Origin of the sequence: Sanguibacter biliveldensis (genome assembly GCF_033798665.1) — a bacterium.
Classification (GTDB): domain Bacteria; phylum Actinomycetota; class Actinomycetes; order Actinomycetales; family Cellulomonadaceae; genus Sanguibacter; species Sanguibacter inulinus.
Genome location: NZ_CP138359.1, coordinates 3,093,517 through 3,106,371, shown reverse-complemented (window position 1 = coordinate 3,106,371; position 12,855 = coordinate 3,093,517). Strand labels below are relative to the sequence as shown.

The following is a 12,855-nucleotide window of genomic DNA, read 5'->3' as shown; positions in this document are numbered from 1 at the left end:
GGTAGTCGTGGAGACCGCCGTGGCACCTACCCCTGCCTCGGCCGCTCCTGGGGATCCGTTCAGCCCTCAGACGCCGACCGTCTTCATCGCTCAGGGCTCCCCGTCGCAGCTGCAGCGTGCGGAGACCACGGGTGATGGGACCTTTGTCTTCGCCGACGAAGGTGGGCCCGCCGCCGTCGCCTACAACGCCATCGCCTTCAACCCCGCCGACAACTACATCTACGGCATGGTGATTACCGCCGCAGGAGGCATTCCCCGTGGTGCCCTCGTCCGGATCGGACAGGAAGGATCGGTCACCCGAGTCGGGACCACGGTCTACACGCACCCGGCGACGAACGCGACGAACTCGACACGCTTCTACTCAGGTGCGTTCAACCCGGCTGACGGCCTCTACTACGTCTCCGACTTCTCGCCGGTCACCACTATGCTGGCGATCAACGTCTCGACCGGCGCCGTAGTGCGGACCATCAACCTCGGCCAGGCTCCCGATGTCCAGGACTTCGCCTTCAAGGACGGCTTTGCCTGGGGTGCGAACATCGCCGGGGACGTCCGACGGATCAACGTTGCTACGGGCGCCATCACCACCTTCCCGAGGGCTATCGCCCCCGGAGCCGGCGGCTACGGCGCGGTGTGGAACTTCGGAAACGGCAACCTCGGGTTCTCTGCTAACAGCACCGGTGCGGTGCTTCAGGTGCGGATCACGAACCCGGCGAGTGCGACCCCGACCTTCACCACGGTCTCGAACGTGCCGGGCCCGAGCTCGAACCTCAACGACGGCACGTCGATCCCCGGACTCCCCACAGACCTTGCGATCCTTAAGAGCGGACCAGCGACGTTCCTCGACGGCGACCGCATCAGCTACAACATCACGGTGACCAACAACGGCGCTGGCACCTCCAGCGGTTGGACTGTCACCGACACCCTCCCAGCAGGGCTGAGCAACCCGAGCGTCACAGGCACGACTACCCAGATCTCTGGCAGCACGATCACCGCCAGCGGCGGGCGGCTGGCCGTCGGGGAGTCGGCTACGTTCACCGTCTCAGCCGACACCGCGGTCGCTCCCGGGGCATGCCTGCAGAACACCGCGACCGTGGTTGCCAACGAGCTCGACAACGTCCCTGCCAACAACCAGAGCACGGCCGAGAGCTGCGCGCTGGAGCCTGCCCTCGACATCGAGAAGACCTCCGACGCGACGGCTGACTCACGTCCCGGCGACGTCGTGACCTACACCGTCACCGCCACGAACACCGGCACCGGCGACTACACAGCGAACAACCCGGCAGTGGTCTTCGACGACCTGGCCGGTGTCCTGGACGACGCGACGTTCAACGACGATGCCGCAGCGACCCAGACCGGAGACCTGTCCTACCAAGAGCCCCTGCTGAGCTGGAGCGGGCCCCTGGCGATCGGGGCAAGCGTCGCGATCACCTACACCGTGACCCTCGGCAGCGGTGGCGACGGCGAGGTCCGCAACGTGGCGTGGCAGCCCGGAGACCCTGGCAACCCGACTCCTCCTGCGTGCGACCCGCCGGACGCCGGTGGTCTGGACCCCGAGACCGGTCAGCCGTGCGCCACGACCCAGCTCAACCTGCCCAAGCTCTCCATCGACAAGATCGCCGACCGCACCGACCTGCCCGCCATCGGCGAGCAAGCCACCTACACCGTGACGGTCACCAACGAAGGCCCCGGTGACTACACCGCTGGTGCACCAGCGACCATGACCGACGACCTCACCGCGGTGCTCGACGACGCGACCATCGATGAGGGATCGTTCACAGCCTCCGTGGGAGCCATCTCCTACACCGAGCCGCAGTTGTCGTGGTCGGGTGTCCTGGCCGCCGGGGAGTCCGCGACGATCAGCTATTCGGTCACCTACACCGGTGCCGGCGACCAGATCCTGCGCAACCTCGCGTGCGTCCCGGTCACCGAGGTCGTCGCCGGCCAGCAGGCCTGCGACACCGTGCAGATCCCCGGCTCTGACCTGAACCAGCGCAAGAGCGTCCAGGCCTCTGACGACCCCGTGGTCGCGGGCAGCCAGCTGACGTACACGCTGTTCTTCGAGAACGACGGTCCTGCCGCCGCAGACGTGGACGCCGTGGACTTCCTCACCCAGGTCCTCGACGACGCCGACGTGACCGTCGAGCCCGCTTCGAGCACGCTGACTGCAGTACGCACTGGCGACCGCATCGACATCACCGGCTCGGTCGCTTCTGGGCAGACAGCCACGGTGACGTACACCGTGACCATCCGTCCTGACGGGCAGCGCGGGGACGACCTCGCCGCGAACTTCCTGTTCACCGACGACCCTGACAACCCGCCGGTGCCGCCGACCAGCCCGGTCTGCGTACCAGAAGACGTCAACTCACCCGACTGCACCAGCACAGCGATCGCAGCGGTCGAGTACGTCAAGACTGTCTCCGCTGACACCGACCCGGTCGGGCCTGGGACCGTCCTGACCTACACGGTCGAGATCACCAGCACCGGCGCCGCCACGGTTCCCGTCTCGCGCCAGGACGTCCTCACCGACGTCCTGGACGACGCGAGGGTCCAGACACAGCCGAACTCGGACACCGCCTCGGTCACCGTGACCGAGATCGACCCGGACCGCTTCACCATCGGCGGTGAGCTCGCAGGCGGGCAGGTCGCCACGGTCACCTACCAGGTGGTCGTCAACGACCTTGCTGCTCGAGGGAACAACTCTGCGGCCAACTTCCTCGTCCCGCCGGGGCAGGCGCCCCCTGCTGAGTGCGTGGAGGGTTCGACCGAGTGCACGGTGACGCCGCTGTCGAACGTCACCGTCGTCAAGAGCGTGGACCCGGCTTCGGGAACCACGGTCGTGGCTGGTCAGGACCTCACCTACACCCTGACCTTCACCAACTCCGGTCAGGCTGCCGGGGAGGCTGCCTTCGACGACGTGATCGCCGGTGTCCTCGACGACGCGACGATCTCCTCCGCCCCGGCCGCCTCTGACGCAGCGCTGACCGTCAGCGACGTGGCGAACGGACGCTTCTCGGTCTCCGGCACACTCGCCGCAGGCCAGACGGTGACGGTCACCTACACGGCGACCGTCAACCCGGACGGTGAGCGTGGGGACAACGTCCTGGGTAACTTCGTCACCGGTCCCGGTGAGGAGCCGCCGGCGGAGTGCGTGCCCGGCTCGACGCTGTGCACCTCGAACCCTGTCCCGGAGGTCGGGTTCTCCAAGTCCGTCCAGGCGTCGACCACACCGGTCGCGGCTGGCACGGAGCTGACCTACACCCTCACCTTCGAGAACACAGGTACAGCGGCCGGTCAGGTCGACACTATCGACTACCTGGCAGGCGTGCTCGACGACGCCGACGTGACCTCCGAGCCCACCTCTGACGTGCTCACGGCTCAGCGCACCGCTGACCAGATCGCGATCACCGGAGAGCTCCCTGCAGGTGCGACAACTACGGTCGTGTACACGGTGACGGTCAAGGCCGACGCAGACCGCGGTGACAACGTCGCCGCGAACTTCCTCCGTGACTCTGGCGACACCCCTCCCATCCCAGGGGAGGCCTGCCAGCCGGCCGATGACCAGTCGCCTGACTGCACAGCAACACCGATCGGCCTCCTGCTGGTCACCAAGGCCGTGACGGCATCGACCTCGCCGGTCGAAGCCGGGACCGTCCTGACCTACACCCTGACCTTCGACAACCAGGGCCAGGCAACCGTCCCCGTCGACGAGACCGACACGCTCAGTGACGTCCTCGACGACGCGACGCTCCTCAGCGAGCCGGAGTCCTCCGACGCGGCGCTGGCGGCCACCACGGTCACCGACGACGCGATCAGCATCACCGGCCAGCTCGCTGCCGGTCAGACGGTCACCGTGACCTACCAGGTGACCGTCAACGACCCCGCCGACCGCGGCAACAACTCGGCGGCGAACTTCGTGGCGCCCACGGGGCAGGAGCCTCCGGCCACCTGCGAGCCCACGGACCCGCGCTGCACGGTGACGCCGCTGCCGAACGTCGACGTCGTCAAGACGGTCGACCCGGCCTCGGGTACGACGGTCGTCGCGGGCCAGGCGCTCACGTACACCCTGACCTTCACCAACTCGGGTCAGGCTGCTGGGGCGGTTTCCTCTGACGACGTGGTCGCCGGTGTGCTCGACGACGCCGACGTGACCGCTGCTCCGCAGGCGTCCTCGGACGCACTGACCGCCTCGGCGATCACCGATGGCCGTTTCCAGGTCACCGGGTCGTTGGCCGCCGGCCAGACCGAGACTGTGTCCTACACGGTCACGGTGAAGGCTGACGGTGACCGTGGGGACAACGTGCTGGGTAACTTCGTCACCGATCCCGGCGCCGAGCCGCCGGCCGAGTGCGAGCCTGGTTCTACGGTCTGCACTGTCAACCCCATCCCCGAGATCGAGGACTGGAAGACTGTCGCCCCGGCGACGGGCACTCCCGTCGTTGCGGGCCAGGAGCTCACCTACACGCTCCACTTCACCAACACAGGCACGGCCGTGGGCACAGTCTCGAAGGTCGACGACCTGACCCACGTCCTTGACGACGCTGACGTCACGACCGAACCGGTCGCGACGTCGGACTCGTGGACAGTCGGTCGGGACGCGCAGCGCATCTCGATCCAGGGTGACATCGCCCCGGGGGAGACTGTCACGGTGGCCTACACGGTCACGGTCAAGGCCTCGGGAGACCGCGGTGACGAGATCATGGCGAACTTCCTGCTCGATCCTGACACTGCACCGCCGGCCGACCCGGTCTGCGAAGCGGTCGACGGGCAGCGCGCCGACTGCACGGTCAACCCCGTCGGGGACATCCGACCGTCGAAGTCTGTGGACCCCGAGTCGGGGACCGCGGTCAAGGACGGTCAGAAGCTGACCTACACGCTGTCCTTCGAGAACACCGGACAGGGCGCAGCGGCGATCGACTACGTCGACCACATGGCCGAGGTCCTCGATGACGCCACACTTGCCGGAGACATCACCACGACAGGTGGGGCGCAGGTCAGCGGTCCGCTCGACGGACAGCTCCTCGTCAGTGGCACCATCCAGCCTGGGGAGACCGCGACCGTGGTCTACACGGTGACGATCAAGGCTTACGCCGACCAGGGCGACCACGGTGCCGCCAACTTCTTGACCGTCGCCGGTCAGGACCCGCCGGCTGAGTGCACACCGGACAACCCGCTGTGCACCGACAACCCCATCCCGGCACCCCCCGCATCCCCGGGGACACCGGGAACGCCTGGGCTCGCGTGGACAGGAGCAGCCGGGCTCACCGCCGCGCTGATCCTCGCTCTGCTCCTGGCCGCTGGTGGAACCGGACTCGTCTACGCCACCAAGCGTCGCCGGTCCACCACCGCTGAGTCGACAGACCTCGGCTAGCAGCGACAGATGAGAGGAGGGGCACTGGTCATCCGACCAGTGCCCCTCCTCTTCTTGCGTCACGGACAGCGGCCGCTGCCGTCACGGATCCTGAGGCCTCGGCGGTGGGCAGTGGTCATCGCAGCTCGTCGACGGTCGCGACCGGTGTCATGCCTGGCTGACTGTCAGATCTTGGGACCGTGAAGATCCGCACCGCCTCACGGACCAGTGCAGTCGCCGGGGAGTCGAGGTCTTGGCCAAACGACTGACACCACGAACAGCCGCGCTGGTGTCGGTCGTACCGTGCGGTCGATGCCCACGACAGCGAGCCGGTGGAGCGAGAGCCCGCCCGCCGCAGGTTCCAGGCGCACGAGTCGCGAACCGTGGGGTCCTCGAGGAGGGTGAGGATCCACTCGGCGCGCAAGCGCTCCAGAGCCGGTGACCGTGCGCTGACGATGTCGGCCGGCGACTCGCCGAGCAGGCGTCCTACCTCTCGCGCCTGGACTGCTTCGACGTCCCGGTACCAGAGGATCGACTGGAGGCGTGGTGAGAGTCGACGCAGACCGCGCAGCACTGCTGGGACGGCGTCACGACTGGGCAGCGGGTGTCCCACCAGATCCGCGACGGCCCGGTACACGGAGAGCCTGAAGGGTTCGAGGCCGATGCGGTGACGGTCAGGGCGATCGCGGGCGATGTCCAGCATCACTGCGGCGAAGGCCTCGTTGATGACCGAGTGGGTGGCAGCCTCCGAGCCGATCAGACGATAGGTGAAGCGCGCGACGCTCGAGACATGGCGGACCCAGAGCTCGAGGAATGCGTCCGGCGAGCCGGAGCGGGTCTCCTCGATGAGCGCGAGGTCGCCGTTGACGGGGCGCTCTGACGAGGGGAGCGCGTCGGGAAGCCACGCGGCTGCTGCGGAATCGCCGCGGGAGATCATCCGTTCCGCCATGACTGACTCGCTCCTCGCTCCGAGAGAGCGGGTATCGCCTCCGTTGACGTTCTTCTGCTCACCTTGGATTCCTCCGGTAGGGAGGGCAGGCGACCCGTATGTCGCACCCCACACCTACGAAGACTGTGTGGAGGCTCTGTCGTGACGCGAGACCTCCGAAGAGCTGAGCGGGGAGGCGTGGTCGGTGCACACGGACCGTGCCCGCCGACCGTCACAGGCGTGCCTGCGCTGAGACGATCTCGCTGCAGGGCGTGAGGATCAGAACTCGTCGTCCGGTTGCCGTCATGATCGGGTGTCGGGGCTGTCTTCGTAGGTGAGGGTGGCGTTCTGTGTCTGGGCGCACCGTACGGTTCCAGTGAGCTGCGCGGCCGACCTTCGCGACTCGGACGGAGCCCCTCACCATGGAAGTTACGGATACCACCGCTGGCCGTGCCAGACGGACGCTCTCGCTGTGGACCAGAGGAGGAAGGACCGCACGACGCGGCGGTCGTCGCCTGGCCAGGCCGGTCGCAGTACTGCTGACCGCTGGTCTGCTGGGCGCAGGTGTCACTGCACCAGCCTCGGCGGCACCGGCGCTCGGGCTGACGCTCACACCGATCGGTTCCACGGTGCTCTCTGGTGACACGACGACGTTCCAGATCGCGTGGTCGTGCAGCTCGACGAGTGAGTCCTGCGACGCAGGGATGATCTCGGTCCCCGTGCCGACCCTGCAGCCCGACACCTCCGTCCAGACCGTCTACGTCCAGGGCACGCCGTCGACAGATGGCGCCTCGGGAGCGCCGACGGTCACCGGGGGCGTCATCACGTGGCCGATGTCAGCCTCGCTCTCCGCGGGAAGCTCTGGCCAGATGACCTTCACGGTGAAGGTGCCGAACATCTCCTCACCGAACGGCGACACGATCGAACCGGTCGCGACCTTCACGGCGAGTGGCGTGACCCAGACGGCGACCGCCACCAAGACCGTCGTCTCCGACACCGACCTGGTGACCGACAAGCGGATGATGAGCGCCACGACCCCGGGCCTCGACGTCCCGGTGACTTATCAGATCGCCACGATGCACCGAACCTCGATCAACCCCAGCACCGGTCGTTTCGGGGGCGAACCGGCCAAGGGGACCTGGGGTGTGACCGATGTCGTGACCGTCGACCACCTGCCGACCGGCGCTGAGTTCGTCTCGGCCACCGGAGGCGGGGTCTACGACGCGGCGACGCACACGGTCTCCTGGCCGGCGTGGTCCGACAACGGTGCAACAGGGAACTTCACGATCGCTCCCGACTACCAGCTCACGATCCGCTACCCCTCTACGGTGTTCAGCACAGCAAGCACAGCGACGAACACGGCAACTGCATCGGCTCACCCGTACCTGCGTCCAGATCAAGAGGTCACCTCGAGCGACGAGGTGAGCCACGGGTTCGCCGCGGGCTCGGCTCGCGGTGCAGTGTCCAAGAACGGCTCGCTGGCCCGCCCGAACGGTGGGATCCGAGGAGGCAACACCGCGTGGCAGATCGGGCTGAGCAACCTCGGCACGGTTCCGCTCAGCGTGGATGTCACCGACCGCCTCCCGTGCATATGGTCCTCACCCCGTGACGGGAACACTGACTGCAGCACCCCCGCAATCCGGAATGTGACGCTGCGGCTGACCGGCGGGACCGCGGGAACGCCCTACACGATCGACTACGTCACCAATCTCGGTTCAACCGGGAGCACGACCCTGACTGCCGGACCGGCGAACGTGCTCCTCCCGTCGCAGTCGACGGCGGAGTGGGTCACCTCGGTCCGCATCCGCGCCACGATCCCCGGTGGGGACGTCGCGAGCATCGAAGTCTCCGGTGTGGTCTCGCCGGACCTTCCCCAGGACTCCACGGGTGCGACGTACCGCAACCCGAACGTACCCGTCGGGGCGGACGTCTACCTGGAGAACTGCCTGGCTGGCACCCTGACCAACGCGAACACGCAGGCAGTCGTCCAAGAGTTCACGGACGTCTGCGGCTACGTCCGCATCCCGCCGGACCGACCTGTGGTGCGGGTGGGCAAGACGATGACCGACAACGTCCAAGGCCCCGAGGGGCAGATGGGTGTGGGCCTGACGCTGTCCACGTCGGCGAGCAATGCCAGATGGTCACCGGTCCTGACGGACCTGCTGCCAGAGGACCTTCGCTTCGTGCCCGGGAGTTTCACCACCGCGGGGTTGACCACGGCAGCCAAGGCTGTGCTCACCGACGAGAACCTTCTGCTGGAGGTGATCGAGGACTACAACGGCAGTGGTCGCCAGCTGGTGCGGGTGAGCTGGCCGGGGACATCTGGTCTTGCCCCGAACGGGGCCTACGGGACGGTGAGATTCGCGGTCCAGGTGCGGCCGGGCGCTGAGGTTGGGCAACGGCTCAACGAACTGGCAGTGTTCGACACCCAGTTCGCGAGCATCGGATGTGTCGTGAACACCGCCAAGGTCGACACCGGCGCGCTCGTCGACGGGTCTGGGCGGACCGGATGCGCCACGACCGCCAGCTACACCGTCGTGGCCAGTCCCTCCATCGGTGGGACCAAGTGGGTCAAGGGATCGCTCGACGAGGACTTCTTGTCGTCACCGTCGGTGGGCCTGGTGCTCGCCGGTCAGACAGCCGAGTACCGCCTCGACGTAGAGAACACGGGGAACGTGGCGGTGAACGGTGTCGTGGCCTACGAGATCCTGCCGCACGTCGGTGACTCTGGCGTCGGCCCGGCGTCGAGCGACGATCGTGGGAGCCAGTGGCAGACGATCCTTGCCGGCGCAGTGACGAGCGACGTGCCCGCTGAGATCTCCTACTCCGCCTCGACCAACCCGTGCCGGGGCGAGGTCATGTCTGAGGGTGGCTCTCGCGCCGATGCCCCGGCAGGCTGCATCGACGACTGGACGACCGTCCTCCCGGACGACCCGTCCCAGGTGCGGGCCGTACGGATCGACTTCGGGACCACCGAGTTCGCTGCCGAGCAGGTCCACTCGGTCACGGTGCCGGTCTCGGCTCCCTCTGACGCCGACGGTGTCGCGTGGAACTCCTTCGCGGTAGCGGCCGACGAGGCCTCCACAGGCGACGCGGTCCTGCCCGTCGAACCGAACAAGGTCGGACTTCGAGCACAGTCCTCGCTCAGCGTGGACAAGTCCGTCGCCCAGACGAGCGTGAAGCCCTCAGGAGAGGTCGTCTGGACCATCACCGTCTCCAACGACGGTGCAGGCCGCACCGGTGGCATCGTCGTGGTCGACAGGCTGCCGGACGCTCTGGAGTACGTCTCGTCGACGAGCACCAACGGGACCTACGACCCGCAGACCCAGGGATGGACACTCGCAGAGGACCTCCTCGCGGGTGCATCGGCGACACTCGAGCTCACGACGAAGGTCCGAGCGGACGCCGAGCTCGGTGAGCTGTGCAACATCGCCGAGGCGTACCTGCCGGAGGTCGTCGACACTCCCATCTCCGAGGACACCGCGTGCACGACCATCGTCGAAGAGCCCAAGCTCCCGGTGATCAGTGTGGTCAAGTCCTCCGACCCGGTCTCGGGGTCATCGGTCCAGGCCGGGCAGGATGTCGTCTACACGCTGACGTTCTCCAACACGGGTGAGGCTGCCGGACCAGTGGACCACACCGACGACCTCGCCGACGTCCTCGACGACGCCGATCTCACCGTCGCCCCGGCGAGCAGCGACCCGGCGCTCACGGTCACCGACGGCTCGACTGGGGCGGTCCAGATCACCGGGACGCTCGAGGCCGGTCAGGTCGTGACGGTGTCCTACACCGCGACGGTCAAACCGGACGGCGCCCGCGGCAACAACCGTCTGGCCAACGTCGTCGCGCCCACGGGCACGGACACCCCCACATGTGAAGACCCGGGAGTCTCCTGCACCGAGCACCCTGTCGGGGAGCTCCTCACGAGCAAGTCTGTAGACCCTGCGACGGGGTCCACGCTGCGCGCGGGCCAGGTGGCGACGTACACGTTGACCTTCGAGAACACCGGGCAGGCACCCGTGACGGTTGACCGTGACGACGTCCTGGACCGGGTGCTCGACGACGCCGACATCACCGGCCAGCCGTTCGCCACCGACGGATTGCTCACCGTGACGCCGGTGACCGACGGCCGCTTCTCCGTCGACGGCGTCCTCGAGGCCGGGCAGGTCGAGACAGTGACCTACCAGGTCACGGTGAAGCCGGACGGGCAACGCGGCGACGACCGCCTGGACAACTTCCTCGTCCCCGGCGACCAGCAGCCCCCGGGCGGGCCCTGCACACCGGGTGGCGAGGTGGACTGCACCGTCAACCACGTGTCTGACGTCGTGGTCGAGAAGACGTCCAACCCTGCCTCGGGATCAACGGTCAAGCCTGGCGACGTGGTCACGTACACCGTCACGTTCACCAACGTCTCGACCGACCCCGACGCCACTGCCGCGGCCGTCGACTACACCGATCACATGGTCGACGTTCTTGACGACGCCACGCTCAGCAGCGACCCGACCGCCGGGGAGGGGCTGACCGCCGAGGTGGACGGCGACCTGATCCACATCACCGGGTCGCTCACCGCGGGCCAGGTCTCGACGGTCACCTACCAGGTGACGGTCAAGTCCGATGCTGCCCTGGGCGACGCCCACCTGGGCAACGTCGTGGTCCGCACCGGGGACACACCGGTCTGCGCGGAGGGGAGCACGCTCTGCACCGATCACCCGATCACCGAGACCCCGGACACGCCCACGAAGGCTGACCGACCGCTGGCTCACACGGGGGCAGCAGTCATGACATCCATCGCGGCAGCCCTGCTCCTCCTGTCTCTCGGAGGCGGGCTGCTCGTAGCCCGCCGACGCCGCGCGACAACTCACTAGGAACCTGAATCGACAACGACTGGGCCGGGCCTTCCACGCCGGCGACGTGCTCGGCCCAGTCGGCCTCGACGCCCCTCAGCGCTCAGCAGCTGACCCTTGAGGGTGCGCGAAGATGAGGTGAGAGCTCTACGTCTGGGCAGAGAACGTCGCACTGCACGATGAATGCAGCTTCGCGCCCTCCGGGCGGCGGATCGGAAAGAACGACGGAACATCTTCGGTCGTGCGACTCGAACAGGCACACGACCGAAGGTGATCAAGTCCACAGAGCTCGGTCCGAATCGACGACCTCGCGGCTTGTGCTCCACTCGACAATGTTAAGATTGTCGGATGCGTACACACAGAACAATCTCCTGGTCCGCCGGCGCCGCTGCGCTGCTGCTGGGCCTTGCAGCGTGCTCTTCGGGCACGCCCTCAACCTCTCCTGCGGCCCCCACGGCGTCCTCAGAGGATTCCGTTCCGGCGATCGAGATCGTGTCGGACCCGTCGTCCATAGGTCAGCCCATCAGCCTCGACATCCCCCTCGACGAGTCCGGTGCCTTCGTCTTCGACCAGTGGCCCTCGGCCTGCGAGATCGCTGACGAGACCACCCTGAGCTCGATCTTCCCCCAAGCCGACGACATCGTGCAGGCTCCCTCGGAGCGCTCTCTGTCGATCTTCTCGCTCGGAGCAGGCACACGGAAGGTCACCGTGCCCGAGGCCAGCTGCACGACAAAGATCGGGTTTCCCTTCGAAGGACTCGGTGCAGGAGACCAGAACGTCGTCTTCATGGTGACCACCACGGTCGAATCCGCAGGTGACCCAGAATTCGTCACCTCCAACTCCCCGAAGAAGGGCGGAGAAGTGACGCAGATCGGCGGCGCCAGCTGTGTCGTTTCTGCCGAAGGCCTCCGTTACGACTGCCAGACCCAGAATATCTCTTTCAATGTCACTCTCGACGCCCGACCATTCGGTCAGTACTTCGGCGAGGGGGAGAGCACCTATGTCATCGATGGTGAAGAGGTGATGTTCTCCGGTGACGTTCAGCCCTTCCTCGCGATGGCCCGAGAGAAGATTCTCGTCCCGCTCGTCGAAGCCAGCGTGGAACGACTCTCCTGAGCTGTTTCCTCATTCTCGTGAGGCAACCGACATGACTGCAGACGTGGAGCCCGGTCCTTTGGGCCTCGCCGTGTGCCTTGATGGTGCGAGAGTTGCTGCATGACAGTTCCCCTCACGTTGCGGGTGCTGAGACCCGATGACTCCACGGTGTTTGCGTCGTGGCAGACTGACGCCCTGTTTGCGGCCCACGCCGGATGGCGACTGACGTCTAGTCCGACTGACGGAGAACAGTGGTGGCGTGAGAGCATCGTCGCCCCAGATCCGCTGCTGCTCCGCCTGGCCGCGGTGGAGGGCGAGGAGCTCGTCGGCTACGTCGACCTGTACGGCTCGGGTCCAGACGAACGAGAGCTCGGCTACCTCATCGGCCCTTCCTCCGGCTGGGGCCGCGGAAGGGCGACCTCGGCCGCGAGAGCAGCTGTCGCGTACGGGTTCGAGCGCCTTGGCCTCAGCCGGTTGTGGGCCGAAGCCGTGGTGGCGAATCGAGCCTCGGTCCGTGTCCTGGAGAAGGTGGGTCTGGTCCCGATGGGACGTGGCGAAGCCGAGCCGTTCCTCGGGAGACAGTCCCACTACGAGCGTTTCGAGATCATGCGATCGGACTGGCACGACATCTTGTGAGCGCT

Annotated in this window: 5 protein-coding genes; 4 read left to right on the top strand and 1 reads right to left on the bottom strand. The window is 67.1% G+C overall.

Going from position 1 to position 12,855, the window contains the following annotated elements; translation table 11 throughout:
• The first annotated feature begins 19 nt into the window (after window positions 1–19).
• Window positions 20–5,368 carry a DUF11 domain-containing protein gene (locus SANBI_RS13560; RefSeq protein WP_319155894.1) on the top strand — a complete coding sequence of 1,783 codons (5,349 nt, stop codon included), beginning with the start codon at window positions 20–22 and terminating at the stop codon, window positions 5,366–5,368.
• A gap of 115 nt (window positions 5,369–5,483) precedes the next feature.
• On the opposite strand, the gene SANBI_RS13555 is transcribed toward SANBI_RS13560, so the two are convergent.
• Complete coding sequence (locus tag SANBI_RS13555; protein WP_319155892.1) at window positions 5,484–6,296, bottom strand: RNA polymerase sigma factor; 813 nt, start codon at window positions 6,294–6,296, stop codon at window positions 5,484–5,486.
• 683 nt (window positions 6,297–6,979) lie between these two features.
• On the opposite strand from SANBI_RS13555, the gene SANBI_RS13550 reads away from it, so the two are divergent.
• From SANBI_RS13550 to SANBI_RS13540, 3 genes are all read left to right on the top strand, one after another.
• Window positions 6,980–11,140: a DUF7927 domain-containing protein gene (locus tag SANBI_RS13550; RefSeq protein ID WP_319155890.1), complete on the top strand. Its 4,161-nt coding sequence runs from the start codon at window positions 6,980–6,982 to the stop codon at window positions 11,138–11,140.
• A 327-nt stretch (window positions 11,141–11,467) separates the two neighbouring features.
• Complete coding sequence (locus SANBI_RS13545; RefSeq protein ID WP_319155888.1) at window positions 11,468–12,235, top strand: hypothetical protein; 768 nt, start codon at window positions 11,468–11,470, stop codon at window positions 12,233–12,235.
• 99 nt (window positions 12,236–12,334) lie between these two features.
• Complete coding sequence (locus tag SANBI_RS13540) at window positions 12,335–12,850, top strand: GNAT family N-acetyltransferase (protein WP_319155886.1); 516 nt, start codon at window positions 12,335–12,337, stop codon at window positions 12,848–12,850.
• The last annotated feature ends 5 nt before the right edge of the window (window positions 12,851–12,855 follow it).

What these genes read in the sequence shown, in the direction of transcription:
- SANBI_RS13555 (WP_319155892.1), bottom strand. Translation starts at nt 6,296, where the DNA reads ATGGCGGAACGGATGATCTCCCGCGGCGATTCCGCAGCAGCCGCGTGG.
- SANBI_RS13550 (WP_319155890.1), top strand. Translation starts at nt 6,980, where the DNA reads ATGATCTCGGTCCCCGTGCCGACCCTGCAGCCCGACACCTCCGTCCAG.
- SANBI_RS13545 (WP_319155888.1), top strand. Translation starts at nt 11,468, where the DNA reads ATGCGTACACACAGAACAATCTCCTGGTCCGCCGGCGCCGCTGCGCTG.
- SANBI_RS13540 (WP_319155886.1), top strand. Translation starts at nt 12,335, where the DNA reads ATGACAGTTCCCCTCACGTTGCGGGTGCTGAGACCCGATGACTCCACG.